Origin of the sequence: Streptomyces sp. NPDC048434 (assembly GCF_043200375.1) — a bacterium.
In the GTDB taxonomy this organism is placed as follows: Bacteria; Actinomycetota; Actinomycetes; order Streptomycetales; family Streptomycetaceae; genus Streptomyces.
This window is the reverse complement of the sequence record NZ_JBICXQ010000015.1, coordinates 1-24,852: the sequence shown is the minus strand read 5'-3', so window position 1 is coordinate 24,852 and position 24,852 is coordinate 1. Positions and strand designations below refer to the sequence as shown.

Sequence of the window (24,852 nt, the reverse complement as noted above, 5' to 3'; positions counted from 1 at the left end):
GACGCCGAGAGCGGATCAGGCAGCCCGGCCGGCCGCGTCACCAACCTCTCCGGACAGCACACCTAGCTGAGCCCCGCGCTCCGCGCCCGTTCCACGACCGGGCCGATGGCCTCGGCCAGTGCCGCCACGTCCCCCGCGGTGGAGGTGTGCCCCAGGGAGAACCGCAGGGTGCCGCGGGCGAGCTCCGGGGACATGCCGGTGGCCAGCAGGACGTGGCTGGGCTGGGCGACGCCGGCGGTGCAGGCGGAGCCCGTGGAGCAGGCGATGCCCTGGGCGTCCAGGAGGAGCAGCAGGGAGTCGCCCTCGCAGCCGGGGAAGGAGAAGTGGGCGTTGGCGGGGAGACGGCCCGCGGGGTCCGGGTCGCCGCCGAGGACGGCGTCGGGGGCGGCGGCGTGTACGGCCTTGATCAGATCGTCGCGCAGCGCGCCGATGTCGCGGGCGAAGTCCTCGCGGTGGGCGACGGCATGCCGGCCGGCGGCGGCGAAGGCGGCGATGGCGGGGGTGTCGAGGGTGCCGGAGCGTACGTGCCGCTCCTGGCCGCCGCCGTGCAGCACCGGCACCGGGGCGTACTCACGGCCGAGCAGCAGCGCGCCGATGCCGTACGGGCCGCCGATCTTGTGGCCGGAGACCGTCATCGCGGCGAGCCCGGAGGCGGCGAAGTCGACCTCCAGCTGGCCGAACGCCTGCACCGCGTCCGCATGCAGCGGGATGTCGAACTCCCGGGCCACCTCGGCCAGTTCACGGACCGGCTGGATGGTGCCGATCTCGTTGTTGGCCCACATGACCGTGGCGAGTGCGACATCGGCGGGGTTGCGGGCGATGGCCTCGCGCAGCCCGTCGGCGTGCACCCGGCCGTGGGTGTCGACCGGCAGCCACTCGACGCGGGCGCCTTCGTGCTCGGCGAGCCACTCCACGGCGTCGAGGACCGCGTGATGCTCGACGGGGCTGGCGAGGACGCGGATACGGGCCGGGTCGGCGGCCCGGCGCGACCAGTACAGGCCCTTGACCGCGAGGTTGTCGGCCTCGGTGCCGCCCGCGGTGAAGACGATCTCGCTTGGGCGTGCCCCGAGAGAGACGGCGAGGGACTCGCGCGCCTCCTCGACGGTACGCCGGGCCCGCCGGCCGTCGGCGTGCAGCGAGGACGCATTGCCGGTGACGGTCAGCTGGGCGGTCATCGCCTGCACCGCCTCGGGAAGCATCGGGGTGGTGGCGGCGTGGTCGAGGTAAACCATGGTGCGCACGATTCTACGAGCTGGCGCTGCGGGCTCCGGGGGCGCATGCGCAGCGCGCGGGTGCGCCGTGCCCGGGGGAGCCGTCGGCCGCTCACTCCGGACACCTGTGGGCGGCTCGGCGGGGACCCCGCGAGCCCGTCACCGAGACCCGCACCCCGGTGCCTCCCCTTTCCCTCGCGCCCTCGACTTTCCCCGCGCCCTCGACACCCTGGTAAGGAGTCACTAGCCTGACGGTCATGACACAGTGGCTTCTGGACCGTACTTTCCTCAGTACGTCGGGCGACGAGGTGCGCTGGGCCCGGCTCGGCGAGGGGCAGGGGGATGCGCCCGCGGTGGTCCTGCTGCACGGGACGCCGTTCTCGTCGTATGTCTGGCGGGGTGTGGCGCGGGCCCTCGCCGGGCGGCACCGGGTGTTCGTCTGGGACATGCCGGGGTACGGCGCCTCGGAGATGGGGGAAGGCCAGGACGTCTCCCTCGGCGCGCAGGCCCGGGTGTTCGCGGAACTGCTGGCGCACTGGGAGTTGGACGGGGAGGGCGCCCGGCCGGCGGTGGTGGCGCACGACTTCGGCGGCTGTGTCGCGTTGCGGGCGCATCTGCTCCACGGTGCGCGCTACGAGCGGCTGGCGCTCGTCGACCCGGTGGCGCTGGCGCCCTGGGGCTCACCCACGTACCGGCTGCTGGGCGCGCACCCCGAGGTGTTCGGGCAACTGCCCCCCGAGCTTCACCGGGCGCTGGTGCGGGAGTATGTGTCCTCCGCGAGCCATCCGGGCCTGCACCCCGCCGTCCTCGACCGGCTGGTCGAGCCCTGGTGCACGGCCGAGGGGCAGCCGGCGTTCTACCGGCAGATCGCGCAGAACGACCAGCGGTTCACGGACGACATCCAGGGGCGTTACGGCGACATCGAGCTGCCGACACTCATCTGCTGGGGCGCGCAGGACACGTGGATTCCCGTCGCGAAGGGGCACGAGCTGGCCTCCCGCATTCCGGGTTCCCGCCTCCAGGTGATCGAGGGCGCGGGACATCTGGTGCAGGAGGACGCACCGGGGGAACTCACGGCGGCGTTGGCGGAATTCCTGCGGACGGGACGGCGGGCCTAGGGCGCGAGGCGGCGGCTGAGGTTGCGGACCGCGGTGGCCGCCCCGGGCGTCGGCTCCGACAGAGCCGCGGACGAGGTGAGCGTCTCCAGGGAAGCGCGGTAGCGGGTCAGATCGGCGCGCGGGGACCGGCCCGTACGTGTGAAGTCGGCCAGCAGACCGGCGAGTTCGGCCTCGATGACGTCGAGGGTGTTGAGGTGGGCGGCCAACTCTGCTGCCGTTCCGCCGGTCTCCTCACCCGTTCTCCGAAGCCGTAGCTGATCGCTCAGGGTGCGGACGGCCGCCGTCAGGTCGCGCAGGACGGTGCCGGTGCGTGCGGTCTCCGCGGTGCGCGAGACGCCGGACCGGCCCTGGCCGGTCGGCGCCTCCCCCTCCTCGCCCCGTAGGAGCGCGCGGATGTCACGGGCCTCCGGGGCGCCGAACGCCTCGTGGACGGCGAGTGCCTCCCGCCAGTGCGCCTGGGCGCCCTGTTTGTGGCCCAGGGCGGTCTCGGCGTGCCCCAGTGCGGTCAGCGCGGCGGCGCGCCATCGCTCCCCGCCCGGCACCAGCAGCCGCTTCGCCGCGTCCTCGGCGGCGCTCACCGCGTCGCCGGGGCGGATCAGGGCGACCATCGCCTCGGCCATCCGGCAGCGGGTACGCCCCGCCCAGAGGCGCTGGCCGTCCTCCTCGAACAGGGGCAGTGCCTGGAAGAGTTCACGGAGCGCATCGGCGTGCCGGCCGGCCGCCGACAGCGCTTCGGACAGCGCATACCGGCCGTGCGCGAGCCGTGGGGAGCCGCCGCCGACCCGGCGGTGGATGCCCACACTCCGCTCGGCGAACAGGACGGCATCACTGCTGTTGCCGGCCGCCGCCCAGAGCCGGGCCAGCGCGGCGAGCGCCGCCGCCTCGCCCAGCTGGTCGTCGCGGTGACGGCACCGTTCCCAGGCCGCGGTGAGATGCTGCTCCGCCGTGTCGTGCCGGCCTTGCTGGAGGGCGATGATCCCGTGCGCATACGCCGCGCGACAGCTCGTCAGGGGATCGCGGGAGCGGTCAGCCAGCTGCTCCGCCCGCCGCGCCTCCGGCTCGGCCTCGGCGCTTTTGCCCAGGGCGAGATACGCCTCGGCGAGGGCGACCCTGGCCCGGCCCTCGGCCTGTGCGTCGCCCTCCCCCGCCGCCCGCTCCGCCACGGTCCGGGCGGCCGGCTCATACGCGGCGGAGACCGTCCCGGAATCCGCCGTCACCTGGGCGAGCAGCAGGAGATCAGCGGCCTCGGGCACGATCCGCGGGGTGCGGACAGCGGCCTGGCGGACGAGCGCGAGCAGCTGCGGGGTCTCGTCCGCCCAGGCCGACAGGGCCTGGGTGCCGTCCTTCGGCGTGGGCAGGGGGACGGACGCGGAGGCCCGGCCGAGGTCACGGAGCAGCCGCTCACCCGGATACCGGAGAGCGTGCAGCTGCCGGCCCACGGCCAGGTACCAGGTCAGCAGCCGGGACAGTGCCTCGTCCTGCTCGGCCTCGGGCAGCTCGTGACCGGCGGCCCGGCGGGCGAGGCGCCGCAGTCCGCCCGTGTAGCGGTAGCGGTCGGCGCGGATCTTTTGGAGCGCGCCGGCTGTCCGCAGCTCGTCCAGAGAGGAGCGGGTCTGCTGTGCCGTGGCGCCGAGCACGGCGGCCGCTGCGCCGAAGGAGAGCGCGGCGGACGAGGTGTCGGGGGCGTCCGCCACGGCGAGAAGGCGCAGGGCCCGCTGTGCCGTTGGGGAGAGTTGCGCGTCCAGCCACGGGAGCGTCGCGGCCCCGGGCTCGGTGAAGAGCTCCGTCGCCTCGGCCGCGGTCAGCCGGGCCAGCGGGACGGCTTCGGCGAGCGGAGGAAGCGGTGGGACACCCCGGCCGGTGAGCAGTACGGCGCCGCCCCGGGTGCCCGGTGCGCCCCCGCGGCCGGGCAGCAGCGGGGCCACCGCCGTCGCGTCGGACGCGTCGTCGTCGGAGGCCTCGTCCGACGCGTCGGGGAGATCGGGGGCGTCGTCCAGCACGATGAGGACGCGGCGTTGGGCCAGCAGTGAGCGGTAGAGGGCGGCCCGGCCGTCGCGCCGCAGGGGGATACGCCCGGCTGGCACGCCCAGCGCGAACAGCAGGGCTTCGAGGACGGCGGTCGCTGTCGGCCGCTCGTCGGCGCTGCCGCGCAGGTCCACGAACAACTGCCCGTCCGGGAAGTGATCCGCCACCTGCTCCGCGACCCGCAGCGCGAGGGCCGTCTTGCCGACGCCGGAGGGCCCGTGAACGGCCCAGCAGGGCGGGGCCTCGCCCGTACCGCCCGTCAGCCCGGCGGCCAGCCGGGAGATCTGCTCGGTACGTCCGACGAAGGGTTCCGGAGCGGGGGGCAGCGCCACCGCATCGGCCCGCGGCCCGGCCGGCTCGCGCGCGGGCTCCTGCGGCCGAGGCAGGTGCGCCTCGTCCGCCCCGGGGCGCGATGGCTGCGGCGCGGGCGCGAGGCGGCGCTGTTGTGGCACCACGTGGTCCGTCCGCTCCGGCACCACGCCCCCCATCCGCTCCAGCACCGGACTGGCCAGTACAGCGAACGCCCGTGCCGACGCATGCAGGCTCAGCTCCCCCTCCTCGTCCCCCATGAGGACCGGGAAGTCCGGCAGCCGTCCCATGTACGGCTCCAGGGACCGGCCGACCGCCTCGACGACCTCCACGGCCTGTTCGGCGCCGAGCCCGCTGAACAGCAGCTCGCGTACGCCGGGGCGGAAGTCGTATACGGGCTGGTCGAATTGGCCCGGCGGCGGCGCGCCCAGGGCACGGTCCAGTGTGCGGGCGGCGCAGGCATCCCGCTCCTGGTCGGTGCGCTCCAGGAGGCCGCCGAGCAGGATCTCCGCGACATGGGTGGGGCCCGCGTCACGCATGGTGGCGGCCCGCACCAGTTGCATCAGGGGTGTGGTCAGGGGGCGGATCGCGGAGAGACGGACGGCGAGACGATAGGCCTCGGGGGAGAACGCCCCCCTGAAGTGGACCAGCAACTCCTCGGCGGTGCCATGGGGTTCGGCCGGCCCCTCCCGCACCGGCGCCTCGTCCAGCAGCACCGTGTCGATCAGATGCGGCACACCGGGGCGGGTGAGCAGCCCGGTCCACTGCTCCAGCGCAGAGGCGGTCGGATGCAGGACGGGCAGCGCGAGGAGGCCCTCGGCCTCCGGATCGCGCTCGCCGCTCAGCGCGTCACAGACGATGAGGCGTCCGAGGGCGTCGAACTCGCCCGGCGCGGCGAGCAGCCGGGGCCGGGCGTCCAGGGCGGTGCCGCGCCACAGCCGCCGGGGCAGCGGGTTCAACACGGCCAGCGGGCCACCACGGCCCCATGCGGCCAGGGCGCGTACGGCCTGCGGGTCACGCCATCCCGGGCTCGTACCGTCGGTGAGCAGGAAGGTCACCGCCGCGCCCGCTGACCGCCGTCCGCCCAACGGGCCGCTCGGTCTGCGCGGGTCGACCGGATGGATCCGGACGGAGCGGAAGACCGTACTCCGGGCGAGGAGTGCGTGCAGCTCGGCCGCGAGCGGCCCCCACACCTGCATGGACGGCGAGCAGTCCACCAACAGCACGGCCGACCAGCGCCGTTCCTGCTCCGGGCGGGAGACGACGTCGAGGAAGCCGGTCTCGGCGGCGAGCCGGACGGTGGCCTCGATGTCGGTCACGGTGCGGTGCGGGTGGTCCCTGGACCTGCGCAGCGGGCGCAGCGCCCGGCCCAGTTGCTGGGCATCGGGCAGCGCACGCCCACCGGGCACCCGCGCGGGGCGGGCGCGGTCCGCGCCCGGCTCGCCGCCCTGGCTCCCCATGGCGTAGAGCGCGCGAAGGGGCGGTCCCGGGGGTGTCAGGGGCGCGGAGTCCCCGGCGGGATCGGGCTGTTCGGAACGCTCGGCGGGGCGAGCGGAACGCGTGGGGCCGGCGGGACCGGTGGCCCCGCCGGAATCTGCGGGCTCGGGCGGGCCGGCGTCGTCGGCGCATCCGCCCTCCGTACGCTCTTCGCTCCCGGCCTCCGGGCGCCCCTCACCGTCACCCGCTTCGGCCCCGGCCCCGTCACCGGTCTCGTTCTCCACCCCGTCCACACGCTCCCCCGACTCCCCCGTCGCCGCAGCCGCCGCACGTCCCTCCATCACCCGTGTCAGCCACAGCACATCGAGGAGTTCCGTGGGCCCGAGGTCGTAACCGCCGGCGGACATCGCCTGTCGCAGTCGGTCGATCATGGCGACATGGGCTCGTCGAGGCGGTGCAGAACGGCGGCGAGAAGCTCTTCCTTGCTGAGGTCGGCGCCACTGATGCGCAGATGGACGGCGGCCAGCAGCTGATCGGTGGCCAGTGTCTGGGTTTTCGCGCGCTGATGGAAGACCTCGATGAGGTCCTCCGCCGCGGCGACCGCCTGCTCGCCCAGATGGTGTTCGATGATCTTCCGCAGCCGGTCGCCCGTCGGCTCCGGCAGGTCCAGCCGTACGCAGCGGCGCAGGAACGCGGGCGGGAAGTCCCGTTCGCCGTTGCTGGTCATGATGACGATCGGGAAGTGGGTGCAGCGGACCACCCCGCGGTGGACCGCGACCCGCTCCCGGCTCCCGCTCAGCAGGACCTGTACCTCCTGCTGGTGCTCGGGGAGACGGGCGAGCTCAGGGATCTCGAACTCGCCCTCCTCCAGGACGACCAGCAGGTCATTGGGCAGGTCGATATCGGCCTTGTCGAGTTCGTCGACCAGCAGGACCCGGGGGCGGTCGGCCGCCAGTGCGCTGCCGAGCGGGCCGAGGCGCAGGTACTGGCCGATGTCGCCGGCCGCCGTGGCGTGCCGGGCCCGGGAGCGGCGGGCAATGCCGTGCGGCGCCTCGCGTTCGCGGCGCAGCGAGGCCTCCCGGAGCCGGCCCACGGCGTCGTAGCGGTAGAGCGCGTCCTGGAGCGTGGAACGGCTGTTGACCGACCAGCGCAGGACGTCGCCGAGCCCCAGCTCCTCGGCGACGGCGCGGGCAAGTGAGCTCTTGCCGGCCCCGGGGCGCCCGGTGACCAGCAGCGGTCGGTGCAGATGCAGAGCGGCGTTGACGACGGAGATCTCGTTGCGCTCCAGGAGGTACGGCGCGTGGGGCGGCTTCCCCGGGCCGGCCGGAAAGCGGCGCCAGGGCGGCGGGGCAGGCAGGTCCGACGGGCCGCGGAACACCCACCAGGCCTCCGGATCCGTCCCCGGGTCGTCATGTGCGCCTGCTGCGCTCTGTCCGGTCACCGCACGTTCTCCTCGTTCATTGCTGCGTCCACACTCGAAGATTCAGGGCTGCGTCAGCACCCAGGCGTCAGGGGCGAGTTGCGGCGGGCGATGGTCCGGCGCGTCGTAGAGCAGGGACAGCCGGCGGCCGTGGTGGGTGGCGCTCCCGGGGTCGGCCATCGCCTTGGCCCGCTCCAGGCGTACCACCTCGGGGACCTCGCTGTGGTTCGCGCCGTCGACCAGGGCCAGCAGGTCCTGGGCGATGTGCGCACCGTGTTCGGCACGGTGCCACAGCACGGTGTGGACGCCCGCCTGGACGCACTGCCGCAACAGCGTTCCGTGGTGGTGCGGTTCGCAGCACACGATCACCGTTCCGGCGTCGCGGTGCACTTCGAGCTGCGCGCGGGCGACCATCCGGTCGGTGTGACGGTGGTCGAGGACCAGGTGCTTGGCGTGCGGCAGGGCAGCGGTGCGCTGTTTCCAGCCGGCGAAGCTCTCCCGGGAGCGCTCCGTGGTGCGCACCACCACCCGCCGGGTGATCCCCGGCGCGAACGGCCCGTCCTCGTCACTGTCGGGCGACTCCCAGGAGTCGACGTCGAGACCGAGCCATGCGGACGGCAGGAAGTACTCCACCAGGGCGGTCTCCGGATCCTCCCGGACCTCGGTGCGCAGCACCCGGCGAATGTCGTCGACCACCTGCTCACTGCCCGCCTCGGCATCACGGACCAGCGCGAGACGGTGCGACTGGCGGTCGGCGAAGGTCCAGATCTGGTAGGTGAAACGGCGCCCGGTAGGGGTGGGCAGCAGCTCTACCTGCACACGGGGGGCGGCGGCCGGGATGCCGGTGCCCGGCAGGCCGGGTGCCGGGGTGCGGACCGGGGCGGCGGCCGCGACATCGGCGCGGAACTGGCTGACCGCCGCCTCGTCGACACCCGACCGGGCGGCGACCCGCTCGATCCAGGCGTCCAGGTCCTCGGCCGGATAGGCACCGGCCGTACGTTCCTCGGCGCTGATCCGCACCACACCCTGCAGCAGCGGTGGCACGGGCGCGCCGGCGGTGGAGCTGAAACCCTCCAGCGCGTCCATCGCGTCGGCCAGGCCGGTGACGGCGGGCAGCTCCGGGGCGTGCGGCAGTACGCGCTCCAGGAGGGTGCGCGGATCCGTGCGGCGGCAGTGCGCCAACAGGCCGGAGAGGTCACGGCGTTGGCGGGTGGTCAGGTATTCACCGGGGCGGACCGTACGGGCGGCGCGGCGCAGCCGCTCCCAGTCCTCGCGGGCACCGTAGAGGCCGGGCCGAGGGTGTGGGTCGTAGGGATCGGCGGCGGCCGGCGGCTCGTGGTCCCGTACCAGATCGAGGAGTTCGGGGATGCCCCGGCGGACGCTCACCGCCAGCCCGACGAGACGTTCCAGGTCGGCCGCCGGGCCTGCCGAGGTCCTGCCGAGCCGGGCGGCGAGCTGTTCCTCACACGCCAGGACCGCCGCGCGGCCCTTCAGCACCCGCTCCAGCGCGGTGAGCAGCTGCTGTACGCCGCGCCGGGCGGTGGGCACCGCCGAGGGCGGAAGCGTGGGGAGTTCGGCCTCGATGGCCGGGACGCTGATGGCGTACATCGTCGTCGGCGGTGTCCCGGCGGCCGCCGTTTCCGGGGCCCGGTGTACGGCCGCGACCAGGCCGACCACGGCCTGCCGCTCGCGGTCCCACAGCGGCCCGCCGCTGAAGCCCTCGGTGACCTGGGCGCCGCCGAGTACATCCAGGGCGATCCAGGGCGGTGCCGAGACGCGGGGCACGGCACGCACCGTGGGCAGCGGATTGCCGCTGGCCCATAACGCGATGGTCTCGTTGGCGTAGCTGTGCTGCAGGAACGGTGCGGGCTCGGCGCCCTCGGGCGCGGCCCCGGTCAGCTCCAGTACGGCGAGATCGCCGTGGTACGGCACCTGTCCGGGCTCGACCGGCCTGCTCCCCGCTCCCGTGGCCCGCGGCGGCACCCACATCTCCCGTACGACCCGCGCAGGCAGATCGCGGCCGGCCACATGGGGCAGCCGGAGGGTGACGGTGTCTCCGGGGGCGGGGGTGTCCTGGGTGAAACGGCTTCTGCCCAGTGCGCTGTTGACGACATGCGCGCAGGTCAGGACGAGGCGCTCGGCGACCAGTACGCCCGCGCCGACGGCCCGGTCGCCGTGCCGTACGGAGGCGAAGGACAGCTGGAGCGGGGTGTCCGGACCGGCTCCTGCACTCACGGCGTCGTCCCGCCTGCTTCCGCCGCGCCGCTGCCGAGGTTCCAGGTGGCGGAGACCTTGAAGCTGGCCTCGCCGCTGCCGGAGAACACCCCGAGGCTCAGATCGGATCCGAGCGTGACACCGAACTCCACGGTGACCTCGTCGGGGCGGTGGCTGCCGCTGGAGATCGAGCGGTGGATCTGCCCGAGTACGCCGCTGAGCGGACGCAGGGCCTCTTCGAGGGCCTCACCGCCACGGGTCAGCGCCCGGCTCATCCGGCTGTCCACGCTGACCGGCCGGGCGGAGCCGAAATCGTCGGGCAGCTCCAACTCAGCGTCGGCGTCGGGAGGCCGGTGCGGGCCGTCGCCGGACGGCCGCTGCCCGCCGGACTGCTCGGGTAGGTCGGACCGGCCGCCCGCGGCCGGCCCCTCGGCCCGCAGCCACACGACGGTCGCATCATCAATTCTGAGAGCCACGTCCCCCATGACGCTCAGTCTGTCACGTGCCGCGCGGCCACCGCCCGCTCTTTTGCGTCACATTTTCCCCTTCCGCACCGTGAGCCACCTGCGAAAAGGACGGGGACAGCCGTACCGGCCGCGTCCGCGCTACCCCTCCAGCAACGCCCGCGCCAACTGCCGTGACTGGGCGACCAGTCGGTCCTCGGAGTCCCAGACCTCCGCGTCCTCCTCCAGGAAACCGCCCGCCAGATTGCGGGTGGTGATGGCGACCCGCAGCGGGCCGGGCGCCGGGCGCCGGCGGATGTGGGCGGTCAGCTCGACCGTGGGCACCCAGCCGGACAGGCCCATCTCGAAGGCGGTGGGCGGCAGGGCGTCGACGGTCAGCAGGAGGGAGAGCGGGTCGGGCTCGCGGCCGTCGGCGAGGCCGAACCAGGCGCGCATCTCGCCCTTTCCGGACGGGGCACCGACGGCCCAGCCCGCGGTCGCCGGGTCCAGGCGGAGCGCCAGCCGGTCGGTGATGGCCGTGCTGCCGGAGATGGCGGGGCGGCCGCCGGGGGCGCTGTCGGTGCCCAGGCAATGCTCGTACGGGGGAATGGCCGGCGGCTTGGCGGTGGTGCGGACGTCCTCGGGCAGCGCACCGAGGTCGCCGTACGCGGCGAGCACCCGCAGCCGCTCGATCTCGCTGCCGTCCTCCGCGAACTGGACGAGGCTCGCGGTACCGGTCGACATCGTGCGGCCGGTGCGGACCACCTCGGTGCGGATGACGGCGGGGCCGGGGACCGAGGCCGTCAGATAGTGCGCAGTGACGGAGAGCGGGTCGGGGTGCGGGAGGGCATCCCCCAGGGCGCGGCCCATGAGAGCCAGGAGGTAGCCGCCGTTGACCGCCTGGATGATGGTCCAGCCGGCGGAGAGGTGTGCGTCGTAGACGCCGGGGGCGCGGCGGGTGACCGCCGTATCGCGGTCGAACTCGCTGTTGCCTTGGGTCACCAGAGCCATGGGTTGCACGCTACACCGGATAGTTACTGACCGGTAGTGTCAGTTTCAACGGCCTCCCTCGGAAGCATTCCTTCCGGGCCTGCCATGATGGCGCCATGCTTCACGTGCTCTATCTGGTCGGCGTCGCCGCCTTCGCCGCGAGCGGGGTACTGGCCGCCTATCGCGCCAATATGGACCCCTTCGGCGGCCTGGTGCTCGCCTTCGCCGCGTCCATCTCCGGCGGCACGCTGCGCGATCTCATCCTCGACCGGCGACCGCTGTACTGGACGCACGACTGGGTACTGCTGACCGTGATCATCTGTGCCGGCCTGGGCACCATGATCTATCTGCGGTTCTGGCAGCTGCCGCACAAGGCGCTGCTGGTGGCCGACGCGATCGGGCTGTCCGTGGTCACGGTGATCGGGGCCCGTGCCGCGATCGACGCGGGCGCCACCCCGCTCGCGGTGATCATCCTGGCGGTACTGACCGGGGTCGCCGGTGAGGTCATCCGCGATGTGCTGTGCGGGGAGTTCCCGCCGCTGCTGCTGCGGGAGGACGTCTACGCGATCGCCGCGCTGGCCGGCGGCTGCTGCTATCTGCTGCTGTACCTGCTCGGCACGGGGGCCACCCCCGCCGCGGCGATCTCGGCGGGGGTGGTGTTCGCACTGCGGATGGGAGCGGTCTACCTCGGGCTGCATCTGCCGCGCCCGCAGCAGCTCCGCAGCCGCCGCGGGCAGCAGGACTCCGGCTGACCGAGGCGACCGGACCCTCAGTTCGCCGGCAGCGACGGCTTGCTGTCCGTGTTCAGCCAGGTGTCGAAGAGGCCGTCCAGCTGCTGTCCGGAGATCTTCTCGGCGAGCGCGATGAACTGGGCGGTGTCCGCGTTGCCGTAGCGGTGCGCGGAGGTCCAGGCCGGCAGCAGCTTGAAGAAGGCCTTGTCGCCGATCCGCTCGCGCAGCGTCTGCAGCGTCATCGCACCCCGGGTGTAGACCGCCTGGGCGAACATGGTGTCCCGCTGCGGGTCGCCGACCTTCACCTTCCAGAAGTCGTCGCCCGCCGGCCGGGAGTCGTACGCCTTGCGGAAGGCGTCATGGGCGCTCAGGGTGCCGCGGTGCTCGGCCCACAGCCACTGCGCATAGCTGGCGAAGCCCTCGTTGAGCCAGATGTTCTTCCACTGCCGGACGGAGACCGAGTCACCGAACCACTGGTGCGCCAGCTCGTGGACGATGGTCGTCTCGTTGCGCACGGCCGAGTAGGCGGGCTTGGACTGCACCTCCAGCGAGAAGCCGGCCTGCGGCATGTCGTCGACGATCGCCCCGGTCTCCTCGAAGGGGTACGGGCCGAAGACCTTCGACCAGTAGTCGGTGGCCTCGGCGGTGACGCCGTAGACATCGACGTTGCCCGCGGGCAGGGTCGGGTCGGTGGCCACATAGATGGGCGTGCCGCCGGGGGTGGTGCCCGTACGGACGTCGAACTTGCCGATGGTGGCGGTGGCCAGGTACGTCGCCATCGGGCGGCGCTCGCGCCAGTGGGCGTACGAGCGGCCGTGCGCCTCCCCGGAACTGATCAGGCGCCCGTTGGAGACACCCGTGAGGCCCTTGGGGGCGTCGATGCGGATGTCGTAGGTCGCCTTGTCGCCGGGGTGGTCACTGGAGGGGAACCACGTCGAGGCGGCATTCGGCTCGCAGGCGACGAAGACGCCGTCCTTGGTCTTCATCCAGCCGTAGTCGGAGCCGAAGACGATCGGACCGCTCAGCGGCTTGGGGACACCGTGGTAGGCGAGGGTGACGGCGAACTTCTTGCCGCGGCGCAGCGGGTAGTCGGGGCGTACGGATATCTCGTCGCCGGATCTGGTGAAGTGCGCCCGCCGCCCGTTCACCCGCACCGAGTCGACCGTCAGCTTCTGCAGGTCGAGGTCGAAGGCGGAGAGGTTCTTGGTGGCTCTCGCGGTGAGCGTGGTGCGGCCGTCGAGGCGGCCGCTGCCGGGCTCGTAGCTGACGCCGAGGTCGTAATGCAGGGCGTCGAAGCCGCCGTTGCCCAGCTTGGGGAAGTACGGGTCACCGATGCCCGGGGCGCCGGGGGACGCGCCGGGTGCGGCGGCGATGGTGGCGGCCGAGGCCACCGCGGTGGCCAGCGCGAGCCAGCGGGAGGTGCGACGCGCAGAACGGGAGAGTGCCATGAGTCATCCCTTCGGACACACGGATGAAGTTCACCTCAAGATCGAACAACCGTGCTGACTCTGCACTCTCCCGCCGCGTTTTACCCAGGACTTTGCCAAGTCCTCAGTGTTACTCGTCGGTTGCTGCCTTACCGGGCGCCGGGGCCGCGCTCTCCGCGGTCCCGGCGTGCCCGGCGTGCTCCGCGTTCTCCGGGTGATGGCAGGCCACCTGGTGCCCCGTCCGCAGCGCGACCAGCGGCGGCTCGGTGGTGGCGCACACCTCGGTCGCCTTCCAGCAACGGGTGCGGAACCGGCAGCCGGAGGGCGGGTTGATCGGCGAGGGCACATCGCCCTTGAGCAGGATCCGGTCGCGCTGGGTGCGCCGCTTGGGGTCGGGCACCGGCACGGCGGACAGCAGCGCCTTGGTGTACGGGTGCATCGGCGACTCGTAGAGCCCCTGGCGGTCGCTCAACTCCACGATCTTGCCGAGGTACATCACCGCGATCCGGTCCGACACATGCCGGATGACCGAGAGGTCGTGGGCGATGATGACGTACGTCAGGCCCAGCTCGTCCTGCAGGTCGTCCATGAGGTTGACGACCTGGGCCTGGATGGAGACGTCGAGGGCCGAGACCGGCTCGTCGGCGACCACCAGCTTGGGCTTGAGCGCCAGCGCACGGGCGATACCGATGCGCTGGCGCTGGCCGCCGGAGAACTCGTGCGGATAGCGGTTGTAGTGCTCCGGGCTCAGGCCCACCAGCTCCAGCAGCCGCTGTACCTCCTTCTTCAGCCCGCCCTCGGGCTCGACGCCCTGGAGGCGGAAGGGGGTGGAGACGATCCCGCCGATGGTGTGGCGCGGGTTCAGCGAACCGTACGGATCCTGGAAGATCATCTGGACGTCCCGGCGCATCGGCCGCAGCTTGCCCGGGGACAGATGGGTGATGTCCCTGCCCTGGAACTCGATGGAGCCGCCGGTCGGTTCGTCGAGGCGGGTGATCAGCCGGCCCATCGTCGACTTGCCGCAGCCGGACTCGCCGACGATGCCGAGGGTTTCGCCCGGCCGTACGTCGAAGTCGATGCCGTCGACCGCCTGCACCGCCCCGACCTGCCGCTTGAGCAGGCCCTTGGTGATCGGGAAGTGCCGGACCAGACCGCGGACCCTGAGCAGCGGCTCGGCATCGGAGGCGCTCTCCGCGGACGTCGCCGAGGCCTCCGCCGTCTTCTGGAGCGGAATCTTCTTGTTCTGGTCGTCAGTCGTCTCGGTCACAGCTTCGGCGCAATCTCTTCGGTCCAGATACGCTCCCGCTCCTCCTGCGACATATGGCAGGCGGAGAAGTGCTCGCCGCCGGCCTCGCGCAGTTCGGGGCGGACCGTACGGGTGAGGTTGTCCTTGGGCACATCCGCGTACGGGCAGCGGGGGTTGAAGGCGCAGCCGGACGGGACGTTGATCAGGCTGGGCGGAGATCCCTTGACCGGGATCAGCCGGTCCGTCTGGTCCCGGTCGATGCGCGGCATGGAGCCGAGCAGTCCCCAGGTGTAGGGGTGCTGGGGCTCGTAGAAGACCTTCTCGGCCGGGCCGCGCTCGATGCACCGTCCGCCGTACATCACCAGCAGGTTGTCGGCGAGTTCGGCGACCACCCCGAGGTCGTGGGTGATGATGATGACCGCCGAGCCGAACTCCTTCTGCAGATCGCGGATCAGGTCCAGGATCTGCGCCTGGACGGTGACGTCCAGTGCGGTGGTCGGCTCGTCCGCGATCAGCAGCTCCGGGTTGTTGACCAGCGCCATCGCGATCATGGCGCGCTGGCGCATACCGCCGGAGAACTGGTGCGGATGGTCGTCCACCCGCTTGTCGGGCTGCGGGATGCCGACCCGGTCGAGCATCTCGATCGCCCGCTTGCGTGCGGTCTTCTTGTCCACGTCGTTGTGGACGCGGTACGCCTCCACGATCTGGCTGCCGACCGAGTAGAAGGGGTGCAGTGCGGACAGCGGATCCTGGAAGATCATCGCCATCTCGCGGCCGCGCAGCCGGCGCACCTCGTCCGGTTCGGCGGAGACCAGCTCCTTGCCGTCCAGCCAGATCTCACCGGACATGTTCACCTTGCTGCGCTGCTGGCGCGAGGCGCGGTGCAGTCCCATCACGGCGAGCGAGGTCACGGACTTGCCGGAGCCGGACTCGCCGACGATGCCGAGCGTCTTGCCCTTCTCCAGGGTGAAGTTCAGGCCGTCGACCGACTTCACCAGCCCGTCGTCGGTGTTGAAGTGCACCTTCAGGTCCCGCACTTCGAGGAAGGCGGAGGGGGGCCGGGAGCCGGCCGCGGTGGGTTCACCCACGACGGCCTCGGTCTTGTCCTCGGAGGAGTCGGTCACGAGAGCCTCACCCGCGGGTCGACGGCGGCGTACAGAACGTCCACCACCAGATTGCACATGACGATGAAGAACGCGGCGAGCAAGGTGACGCCGAGGATGTTCGGGAGGTCGTTGGCGTTGATCGCCTCAACGGCGAAGGCGCCGACTCCCTTGAGCGAGAAGACCTGTTCGGTGATCAGAGCGCCGCCGAGCAGCAGGCCCAGGTCCATGCCGAAGACCGTGATGATCGGGGTGAGCGCGGCCCGCAGACCGTGCCGTACGACCACCTGGCGCTCGCGCAGACCCTTGGCGCGGGCCGTACGGATGTAGTCCTCACTCAGCGTCTCCAGCATGCCCGCTCTGGTGAGCCGGGCGTAGAGCGCGGAGTAGAGGAAGGCCAGGGTGACCCAGGGCAGGACCAGGGTCCGTGCCCACAGGAACGGATCGTCCATCAGCGGCACATAGTCGCTGCGTTCGAAGATCGGCCACTGGTAGGTGAACAGGGCCAGCGCCAGGGCGCCGGTGAAGAACATCGGGAGGGAGACGCCGGCCAGTGCGACGCCCATGGCCACCCGGTCGAAGAACGAGCCGGGGCGCAGCGCGGACAGCACGCCGGTGGCGACACCGGAGACGACCCACAGCACGGCCGCACCGGCGGCCAGCGAGAGAGTCACCGGAAGCCGGGTCTGGATCTCCGGCCAGACCTCGATATGGGTTTTGAAGGAGTAGCCGAAGCACGGCACATGGCACTTGGCCACTTCCGGACCGAATTTGTAGTCGACGCCGACGAAAATGCCCTTGAGGAAATCCCAGTACTGCTCGTACACGGGCTTGTCCAGGCCGAGATTCTTCTTGACCGCGGCGATGTCCGCGGGCGTGGGGGCCTTTCCGATGTACTGCTGGGCAAGCTGGTCGGTGCTCTGCCCGGCCAGCTTCGGCAGCAGGAAGAAGATGCCGAAAGTGACCGCGCTGACGATCAGCAGCAGGACCACTGCGCTGATCAACCTGCGGATTATGTACGAGAACACGGGGATGCGGCGTCGGCGCCGCGAGCCGGTTTACCGCCGGCCCGCGGACACCAATGCCTTCACCTGCCTTCCAGGGCTGCTACTTCTTGACGCCGATGTTGAGGTAGTCGTACTGACCGCTGAAGGCCGAGGTGGACACCAGGTTGGTGGCCTTGGGCGAGCGGTACATCAGAACCTTGAAGTAGGTGAGCGGGACCATCGCCGCCTGCTCCATCGCCTTCTTGTCGATCTCGGCGTAGGCCTTTTCGCGGGCCGCCTTGTCGGTGTTGGCGATGGCGCTGTCGAGCAGCTTGTTGATGGCCGGGTCGTCCAGCTCCGAGAGGTTGGTGTTACCGGACTGGCTGATCGCCTTGCCGTTCAGGATCTGCTGGAGGTAGCCGTAGCCGGTCGGGAAGTCCGAGCCCCACTGCATCATGATCAGGCCGACGTTGTTCTTCTTGTTGAACTTCGGCACACCGGCGTAGTCCGAGAAGTACTTGCTGGTCGGGTACGACTGGATCTTGGCGGTGACGCCGATCTTCTTCAGCGAGTCGATGATCGAGGTGGCCGCGTCGACCTCGTCCTGGCGGTCGTTGCGGGCCAGGATCGTGGTCGTGGTCTTGCCGGCGCCGCACTTGGCCCAGTGCTTCTTGGCCTCGGTCAGGTCCAGCTTGTCGCCGTCGTACTTCTGCGGGTACTGGTCGTACTTCTGGTAGCCGTCGATGTCGGTCGGCAGGACCGTGGAGGCCAGCTCACCGCGGATCGGACCGCCGAGCGAGGTCTGTACGGCCTTCTTGTCGATGGCGTACTCGACGGCCTTGCGGCACTCGATGTTGTCGAACGGCTTCACCTTGGTGTTCAGCGCCGTGTAGACCAGGCGCTGGCCAAGGGCGTTGTCGGTGTTGCCCTTCTCCTTGGAGTCCGTCAGGAGCTGGGCCTGCGTCTGCCCGTCGACACCACGGCCGGCCAGGTCCACCAGGGTGTTACCGGACTGGAGGTCCTTGTCGATGGTCGACTGGGCGACCTTCAGGTTCAGGACGATCTTGTCCGGCAGTTGCTTGCGCAGCGGGTCCGTCTTCGCGGACCACTGCGGGTTGCGGACCAGGGTGAGCTTCTGGCCCTCTTCGTAGCTCTGGAACTTGTACGAGCCGGTGGACAGCACGGACTTGGTGTAGTCCGCGCCCTTGTCCTTGGCCTGCGGGACCGGGGCGGTCTGCGGGGCGCTCACCAGGTAGTCGAACTCGGCGAACGGCCTCTTGAGGTGGAAGACGATCGTCTGGGCGTCCGGGGTCTCGATGGACTTCAGACCGGCCTTGCTCTTGTCCTTGTAGGGACCCTTGTAACCGCCGTCGTTGTCCTTGAGGAACTGCTGGAAGTAGTTCGGGCCCAGCGAGAGGGTGTCACGCGCGAAGTTGCTGCGCTCGACGGCGTACTTGACGTCCTGCGAGGTGACCTCGGAGCCGTCGTCGTACTTGACGCCCTTGCGGAGCTTGTACGTCCAGGTCTTGCCCCCGTCGCTGGGCTTGCCCATCGACTCGGCGAGGTCGGGGGTCAGCTCGTTGCCCTTGGTGCCGGGGCCCGGCTTGAAGGTGGTGAGCGGGCGCGCGTAGAGCCGGCTGAAGTTGTAGATGAAGGCGTAGTACGTGTTGCCCGGGTCGAACGACTCGGGGGCGTCGCTCATCGCGTAGGTGACCGTGCCGCCCTTCGCGTCCGAGGCGTTGACGACGCCCTTGGTGGCGGCGTTCGCCTTGCCCGAGCCCTCCGAGGAGCCCTTGCCCTCGCTGCAGCCGGCCAGCAAAAGGCCCGCACTGGTGATGGCCGCGACAGCCGCGACCGGAACTGACCTTCGCATGATGGTCGGTGTCCCCTTCGTTCGTCGAGAAACGTCAAACCTCAAAATGCGGAAAAGCAGTAACGCGGAAATGCAGTAACGCAGTTGGGGCGTCTGAGCGGGCGCCCGGTACAGCCGTCAGCGGCTGCGCGGGTCCAGCGCGTCCCTCAGTCCGTCACCGAGCAGGTTGAACGCGAGCACGGTGACGAAGATCGCGAGGCCGGGGACGATCATGTACTGGGGATCGACCTCGTAGTACTTGACCGCCTGGTTGAGCATGCCGCCCCAGGACGCCTGGGGCGGTTGGATGCCGACGCCCAGGAAGCTCAGTGCCGCCTCGAAGAGGATGTTGGAGGGGATCAGCAGGGTCGAGTAGACGATGATCGGCCCCACCAGGTTGGGCAGCAGCTCCCGGAAGAGGATGAACGGCCCGCGCGCGCCCATGCCGCGCGCGGCGTCCACGAATTCACGCTCGCGCAGCGACAGGGTCTGCGCGCGCACGATCCGTCCCATATAGGGCCAGTTGAAGAAGCCGATCACGAAGATCAGCACCGAGATGTGCAGCGGCAGGCCCTCCAAGCCGAAGGCACCGCCCTGCAGCGAGGCGGAGATCGCGATGGCGAACAGCAGCAGCGGGAAGGCCAGGAAGACATCCATCATCCGGCTGATGACGGCGTCCACCCGCCCGCGGTAGAAGCCGGCGACCACACCGAGAACCGTGCCGATGGCGACCGACAGCAGCGTCGCGCCGAACGCCACGATCAGCGACACCCAGGAGCCCTCCAGGATCCGGGCGAGCAGATCACGGCCGAACTTCGGGTCCACGCCCAGGGGATGATCCGCGCTCATGCCACCGAGATCGCCCTTGGGGAGCGTGGTGTTGGGGTCGATCAGCGACTGGTTGGGACTGTTCGGGTCCAGCCCCAGCAGGGACTGGATCGGACGGGAGAGGGCGGCGACGGCGATCAGCAGGATGACAACGATGGCACCGGCCACCGCGACCTTGTCCCGCCGGAAGCGCAACCATGCGATCTGACCGAGCGAACGCCCCTCGATCCGCTTTCCTTCGACGCCCTTCAGCACCGCTTCCGGCTGCGCCTCAGCAGCCGCCCCGGTGGTCTCGATCGGTGCCGTCACAGTGCCTTTGACCCCTCTCGGCCGACGGTGGCCGGCCCCTGCGCGCCGCGGATAGCGGCCTGGTTCACATCACTGGTGCAAGTTCGGTGCAAGTCATGCGGGCATCGCGGAAGTTCGCACTATGGAAGTCAGAGGCTCACGCGACGCCGTACGGGATGGCGCTCGTACAAAGGACCGAGGCCCTGTTGTTTCCGGAGTCTTCATCCCTTTCTCGATCAGTCACCAGCCCTGACGGGGAAAGGATGCGCAACTGTGATGTGCTCCGCGACGTTCCGTTATACGGACAGCAGTTCGGGCTCAGCGGGGCGATCACCCGCGGGAGAGGGCCTCAACCGCGGGGCATACAGGGAGCATTCATCACAGGACCGGCGCCCGGCCGGCACTCCCGGGGGCCGGAGACGCGCTGTCAGTAAGGACGCGGGGAGCCGTAGCCGTACGACGGTGCGGGGGCCGGCTGACCCGGCGGCTGGGCGTAGCCGTCACGGTCGAAGAAGGGGCGCGTGGAGGCCCGCATCCACATGCCGACCGGGTCGTAGTCGTCGTTCATCGCGACCGTGGAGACGGGCAGACCGTCCGGAACCGCGCCGATCGACTGCTGGATCATCAACCGCGCCGAATCCACCGCTTGTTGGCCGGTGTCGTACAGATCCAGACCAATCGCCAGATAAGGGGCACCGAGCGCCGGCTGCACCCAGGCCCGGCGCAGCGACCGCACGGCGGGCGTCCGGTGGGCGTTCTGGGCGAGCAGCGCGTAGAACTGCGGGATGTCGATGACCGGCTCCGAGATCCGCAGCGGACCGGCGGGCAGCCGGTCCAGACCACCGGCGACGCGGCGCAGATCCAGCCACGGGATGCCGACACCACCGCCGGGGGCATGCGGGTTCAGCCACAGGCCCCAGCGGTCGGGGAACAGCGCGGCGGCGATCTCCGGGCCGGTGACGACCTCGTGGTCACGGTTCCAGCCGGAGGCGGCGAGCTCGGGCGCCGAGGTCACACACGGCGCATAACCGAGGCCCTCGACCTCCATGTTTCCGTACTGCGCATCGGGCATACCGGCCCGGCCGTGCCAGAGCAGCATCCAGACCTGGCTCGCGGCGAGCGCGTGCAGCAGTGCCTCATAGGCGTCGTAACGGCCGGGCGAGACCTGCTGGAGCAGCTGCTCCAGCTGTCCGGCCGCCGCCGGCCCCTGATGCGCACCCGCGCTCACGTGGTCCGTCCCTTCTGTCAGCAGGGCACGTGTGGGTGCGCCCGCTCGTCATCCAACCAGCTTACGAGCGGTCCCGAGAGTAGAAGGGCCGCACACGCTCCAGCATCCAGTCGGCGACCGGGTCGCCCTGGGCGAGGTCGAGCATGACGAGCTGTACGGACCAGGGCAGCGGTACTGCGCCGAGCGCACGTCCGAGGGCTGACAGTACCGTCTCGCGGGCGGTGCCGTCGTGCAGGGCCGAGGCGTCCGTCCCGATCTGCACACCGACGAACAGTGCGGGCGTGTCGCCCTCGACACTTGCCAGGGCACGCCGGGCAGTCAGGACAATTCCGGCGCCGGAGAACTCCAGTCCGGCGGCGGCCAGGAAGTCCACCGGCTCGTCCTGCCAGTCCGGCTCGAAGAGCCGCACCCGGCCGCCGCTGGGCAGACCGGCCGACTCATGGCGCCCCTCCCGGCACAGTTCGACCACCGCGGGCGGCGGCAGCGGGACTCCGATCATGCCGTCGGGGTTGACCGCCATGCCGATGTGCGGCGGCAGCCCGCGGGCGAACTCCCGGGCCGGGGCGACGGTGAAGGGCATGTGTGCGCCGACCACCCGCAGGAACTCCTGCTCGGAGCTGTAGACCGGGACATAGGCCGCACCGTCGAACTCGACGGTGGGCAGATCGAGGCCGCGGGCGCCGGGGCCCGCGCTCTCCGGGCCGCCGCCGTTGGGCAGCGGCACCCACACCCGGCTGCGGCCCAGTACCTCGACGATCCGGCCACCGGCGCCCGGGTGCCCGACCGAAGCGGCCAGCACCTCTTCGAGCTCATTCGCCGGCCACGCCAGCTGGGGTATCCCCTGCTCCGGAAATATCATCTGTATCCACCCGTTCCAAACCGCGCCATCTGGCCAAAGACCCTAGACGAGAAGGCGTGCGGCGGGACCTGCGGGGCGGGGTGCCCGTCCGCTCAGCCGAAGCCGACGGTCTCCAGGGCGCTCGCCGCCCGCCGGTCGAGGAGCACGGCCGAGCCGAACCCCTTCGGCAGCCGGGCCGACTCCGCCGCGCCGACCAGCCGGCCCACCGCCCTGCGGTGCCGCGCGAAGGCGTACCCCGACACCCCGCGCCCCCGCGCCTCCTGGCCGGACCGCGCCGCCTCGGGCGGCACATCGAGCAGCACCAGATGCAGCCCACGGCCGCCGCGCACCGCCGACCGCGCGATCCAGCCACGCACCCACGCGAGGGTGCCGCAGTCGTGCACCACCACGCTGTCGCCGGAGCGCAGCACACGGCCCAGCGTCAGATAGTGGGCGGCCCGGACCAGCGGGCGGTAGAGGGCGTACGGCAGCCGGCGCAGTCTGCCGTGCTCCCAGCGCTCGCGTACGTCCTGCGAATCGATGCGGTGCACCGCGGCGCCGTGTGCGTCCAGCGGCGGCACGACACGATGCATGAGGGTGCTCTTGCCGCTGCCCGGCAGACCCGAGACCACCACCAGGTCACCGGCCGGAAACCGCAGCTCGGCGGCGTTCCTTGCGCGTGCTGCGCCCCGGAGGTCCACGATCTCGGCACCGCGGCCCGGCCGGACGACGGACCGCGGCGTCCGGCCGGTCCGGGACACGGCGACGGGCGGCACCGCCGGCACGACAGCCGACGGCACGGCCCCTGAAGTGGCCCCGAATGCCGCTTCGCTGTGCACGCGATCGTCCTCCCCGTCCGGTTCCGCTCCGGTTCGAGTCCGTCCCCTACCCGCAGAGTGTCAAGAAAAGGTAATGCCCATCAAGGTGATTGTTCGATCTGCCCACGTCATGGGCGGGGCGCCGACCAGGGCTCCTGTATCCGGCGATCCCGTGCAATGATGTGGCCGCCACGTGCACATCTCAGCTCAGCCGTGCACCGCCAACTCCATACCGGCCGCTTGAACCCGTGCGGGAGAGTCCCCGGCCGCCAAGGCGGGGCGCCGAAGGAGCAAGTCCTCCCTTGAATCTCTCAGGCCCCTATACCGCGCGGGCGAGGCAGATCTGAAAAGCGAGCCACTGCCAGGTTGACGGGGCGGCTCCACCCAAGGTGCAAACCGGGTCCGTTCGCGGGATCCCGGTGAACCTCTCAGGTTCCGATGACAGATGGGGAGACCGTCTTGTCACCCATGCCTGGGAGCCCAGAACCCATGACTGATGCCCCCCGCCGCACCGCGCTGGATGCCACCCATCGCGCGCTCGGCGCCACCATGACCGACTTCGCCGGCTGGGACATGCCGCTCCGCTACAGCAGCGAGCGCGACGAACATGTCGCCGTCCGCACCCGCGCCGGCCTCTTCGACCTCTCCCACATGGGCGAGATCACCGTCACCGGCCCGCGGGCCGCCGATCTCCTCGACTATGCGCTGGTCGGCAACATCGGCGGGGTGAAGACCGGCCGCGCCCGCTACACCATGATCTGTGAGGCCGAGGGCGGCATCCTCGACGACCTGATCGTCTACCGCCTCGCCGACCAGGAGTACATGGTCGTCGCCAATGCCTCCAACGCCCAGGTGGTGCTGGACGCCCTGACCGCTAGGGCGGGCGGTTTCGACGCCGCGATCCGCGACGACCGCGACGCCTACGCGCTGCTCGCGGTGCAGGGCCCGGAGTCCCCCGGCATCCTCAAGGCGCTGACGGACGCCGATCTGGACGGCCTCAAGTACTACGCGGGTCTGCCCGGCACCGTCGCCGGTGTCGAGGCGCTGATCGCCCGCACCGGATACACCGGTGAGGACGGCTTCGAGCTGTTCGTCCGGCCCGCCGACGCGGTCGCCCTCTGGGAGGCGCTGACCGAGGCCGGCAAGGACGCCGGTCTGGTGCCCTGCGGCCTGTCCTGCCGGGACACCCTGCGCCTGGAGGCGGGCATGCCGCTGTACGGGCATGAGCTGACCACCTCGACCACGCCGTTCGACGCGGGCCTGGGCCGGGTCGTGAAGTTCGAGAAGACCTCCAACGGCGGTGACTTCGTGGGCCGGGACGCACTGTCGGCGGCCGCCGAGCGCGCCGAGACCCGGCCGCCGCGCAAGCTGGTCGGTCTGATCGCCGAGGGCCGCCGGATCCCGCGCGCCGGATACCCGGTCGTCACGGCCGACGGCACGGTCATCGGCGAGGTCACCTCCGGGGCCCCCTCCCCCACCCTCGGCAAGCCGGTCGCCATCGCCTACGTCGACGCCGCCTACGCCACACCGGGCACCGAGGGTGTCTGCGTGGACATCCGTGGAAGCCATGAGCCGTACGAGGTCACCGCTCTGCCGTTCTACAAGCGGCAGAAGTAACGGTTCACGCGCGGCGGACGCGGGCAGCGGTGCGCCCGCGCGTCTCACTGTGCAAGACCCTCCCCTTGGCTGCGCCAGGGGGGCGACCCCCTTCACGATCACACCCTCGCGTACAGGAGAATCGAGTCATGAGCAACCCCCAGCAGCTGCGCTACAGCAAGGAGCACGAGTGGCTGTCGGGCGCCGAGGAAGGCGTCTCGACGGTCGGCATCACCGAGCACGCGGCCAACGCGCTCGGCGACGTCGTCTACGTGCAGCTCCCTGAGGTCGGTTCCACGGTCGCGGCGGGCGAGACCTGCGGCGAGCTGGAGTCGACCAAGTCGGTCAGCGATCTCTACTCGCCCGTCGACGGTGAGATCACCGAGATCAACGAGGATGTCGTCAACGACCCCTCGCTGGTGAACTCCGCCCCGTTCGAGGGTGGTTGGCTGTTCAAGGTGAAGATCAGCGGCGAGCCGGGCGAACTGCTCTCGGCCGACGCGTACGCCGCCTTCATCCAGAGCTGAGCCGCCCGGCTCCTCCTCCGCCACCGCCCGCGTGGAAGCTCCCCCGGACCCCGTCCGGGGGGGGGACCCACATCGCGCCCCTGACTCCCCCAGGAAGACTCATGTCGCTTCTGAACAGCTCCCTCCATGAGGTCGACCCCGACGTCGCCGCCGCCGTCGACGCCGAACTCCACCGCCAGCAGTCCACCCTCGAAATGATCGCCTCGGAGAACTTCGC

The 24,852-nt window shown here is 71.1% G+C and carries 19 protein-coding genes and 1 riboswitch; of the genes, 4 read left to right on the top strand and 15 right to left on the bottom strand.

Annotated elements, in window-relative coordinates:
- Positions 1-62: 62 nt before the first annotated feature.
- Entirely contained in the window at positions 63-1,232 is a 1,170-nt protein-coding gene (locus ACGFWI_RS18985) for a cysteine desulfurase family protein (protein WP_393907119.1), read from the bottom strand.
- Between the two features lie 236 nt (positions 1,233-1,468).
- Between ACGFWI_RS18985 and ACGFWI_RS18980 the strand changes: the two genes are divergently transcribed.
- On the top strand, positions 1,469-2,329 hold the full coding sequence (locus ACGFWI_RS18980) for an alpha/beta fold hydrolase (protein WP_393907118.1): 861 nt from the start codon (positions 1,469-1,471) through the stop codon (positions 2,327-2,329).
- Here ACGFWI_RS18980 and ACGFWI_RS18975 read toward each other — a convergent pair.
- From ACGFWI_RS18975 to ACGFWI_RS18955, 5 genes are all read right to left on the bottom strand, one after another.
- A complete protein-coding gene (locus ACGFWI_RS18975) occupies positions 2,326-6,531 on the bottom strand; it encodes an SAV_2336 N-terminal domain-related protein (RefSeq protein WP_393907117.1) in 4,206 nt (1,401 codons plus the stop codon). The two genes, ACGFWI_RS18980 and ACGFWI_RS18975, sit on opposite strands and share 4 nt — an antisense overlap.
- Complete coding sequence (locus tag ACGFWI_RS18970) at positions 6,528-7,541, bottom strand: AAA family ATPase (RefSeq protein ID WP_393907116.1); 1,014 nt, start codon at positions 7,539-7,541, stop codon at positions 6,528-6,530. Before ACGFWI_RS18970 ends, ACGFWI_RS18975 begins: the two co-directional genes overlap by 4 nt.
- Positions 7,542-7,583: 42 nt before the next feature.
- The gene (locus tag ACGFWI_RS18965) at positions 7,584-9,755 is read right to left on the bottom strand and encodes a trypsin-like peptidase domain-containing protein (RefSeq protein ID WP_393907115.1); all 2,172 of its coding nucleotides are present in this window, start codon (positions 9,753-9,755) and stop codon (positions 7,584-7,586) included.
- Complete coding sequence (locus tag ACGFWI_RS18960) at positions 9,752-10,219, bottom strand: CU044_2847 family protein (RefSeq protein WP_393907114.1); 468 nt, start codon at positions 10,217-10,219, stop codon at positions 9,752-9,754. The genes ACGFWI_RS18965 and ACGFWI_RS18960 overlap by 4 nt, the downstream gene beginning before the upstream one ends.
- A gap of 120 nt (positions 10,220-10,339) precedes the next feature.
- Positions 10,340-11,188 (bottom strand): thioesterase family protein, encoded by an 849-nt coding sequence (locus ACGFWI_RS18955; protein WP_393907113.1) that lies wholly within the window; start codon positions 11,186-11,188, stop codon positions 10,340-10,342.
- Positions 11,189-11,283: 95 nt separating this feature from the next.
- On the opposite strand from ACGFWI_RS18955, the gene ACGFWI_RS18950 reads away from it, so the two are divergent.
- Positions 11,284-11,919 carry a trimeric intracellular cation channel family protein gene (locus tag ACGFWI_RS18950; RefSeq protein ID WP_393907112.1) on the top strand — a complete coding sequence of 212 codons (636 nt, stop codon included), beginning with the start codon at positions 11,284-11,286 and terminating at the stop codon, positions 11,917-11,919.
- 17 nt (positions 11,920-11,936) lie between these two features.
- On the opposite strand, the gene ACGFWI_RS18945 is transcribed toward ACGFWI_RS18950, so the two are convergent.
- From ACGFWI_RS18945 to ACGFWI_RS18905, 9 genes are all read right to left on the bottom strand, one after another.
- Positions 11,937-13,346: a M1 family metallopeptidase gene (locus ACGFWI_RS18945; RefSeq protein ID WP_393907111.1), complete on the bottom strand. Its 1,410-nt coding sequence runs from the start codon at positions 13,344-13,346 to the stop codon at positions 11,937-11,939.
- Positions 13,347-13,455: 109 nt separating this feature from the next.
- Positions 13,456-14,559: an ABC transporter ATP-binding protein gene (locus ACGFWI_RS18940; protein ID WP_393907251.1), complete on the bottom strand. Its 1,104-nt coding sequence runs from the start codon at positions 14,557-14,559 to the stop codon at positions 13,456-13,458.
- 29 nt (positions 14,560-14,588) lie between these two features.
- A complete protein-coding gene (locus ACGFWI_RS18935) occupies positions 14,589-15,695 on the bottom strand; it encodes an ABC transporter ATP-binding protein (protein WP_393907110.1) in 1,107 nt (368 codons plus the stop codon).
- Entirely contained in the window at positions 15,692-16,702 is a 1,011-nt protein-coding gene (locus ACGFWI_RS18930; RefSeq protein ID WP_393907109.1) for an ABC transporter permease, read from the bottom strand. Before ACGFWI_RS18930 ends, ACGFWI_RS18935 begins: the two co-directional genes overlap by 4 nt.
- Before the next feature lie 79 nt (positions 16,703-16,781).
- On the bottom strand, positions 16,782-18,533 hold the full coding sequence (locus ACGFWI_RS18925; protein WP_393907108.1) for an ABC transporter substrate-binding protein: 1,752 nt from the start codon (positions 18,531-18,533) through the stop codon (positions 16,782-16,784).
- 117 nt (positions 18,534-18,650) lie between these two features.
- Positions 18,651-19,649, bottom strand: coding sequence for an ABC transporter permease (locus ACGFWI_RS18920; protein WP_393907107.1), 999 nt, complete (start codon positions 19,647-19,649; stop codon positions 18,651-18,653).
- 406 nt (positions 19,650-20,055) lie between these two features.
- Positions 20,056-20,856 carry an enhanced serine sensitivity protein SseB C-terminal domain-containing protein gene (locus tag ACGFWI_RS18915; protein WP_393907106.1) on the bottom strand — a complete coding sequence of 267 codons (801 nt, stop codon included), beginning with the start codon at positions 20,854-20,856 and terminating at the stop codon, positions 20,056-20,058.
- Between the two features lie 61 nt (positions 20,857-20,917).
- Positions 20,918-21,715 carry an enhanced serine sensitivity protein SseB gene (locus ACGFWI_RS18910; RefSeq protein WP_393907105.1) on the bottom strand — a complete coding sequence of 266 codons (798 nt, stop codon included), beginning with the start codon at positions 21,713-21,715 and terminating at the stop codon, positions 20,918-20,920.
- 92 nt (positions 21,716-21,807) lie between these two features.
- Entirely contained in the window at positions 21,808-22,494 is a 687-nt protein-coding gene (locus tag ACGFWI_RS18905) for an AAA family ATPase (protein WP_393907104.1), read from the bottom strand.
- A gap of 259 nt (positions 22,495-22,753) precedes the next feature.
- Positions 22,754-22,849, top strand: a riboswitch (glycine riboswitch).
- Between the two features lie 152 nt (positions 22,850-23,001).
- On the opposite strand from ACGFWI_RS18905, the gene gcvT reads away from it, so the two are divergent.
- The gene (gene gcvT, locus ACGFWI_RS18900) at positions 23,002-24,129 is read left to right on the top strand and encodes a glycine cleavage system aminomethyltransferase GcvT (protein WP_393907103.1); all 1,128 of its coding nucleotides are present in this window, start codon (positions 23,002-23,004) and stop codon (positions 24,127-24,129) included.
- A gap of 128 nt (positions 24,130-24,257) precedes the next feature.
- Positions 24,258-24,635, top strand: coding sequence for a glycine cleavage system protein GcvH (gene gcvH, locus ACGFWI_RS18895; RefSeq protein WP_393907102.1), 378 nt, complete (start codon positions 24,258-24,260; stop codon positions 24,633-24,635).
- Positions 24,636-24,852: the final 217 nt, after the last annotated feature.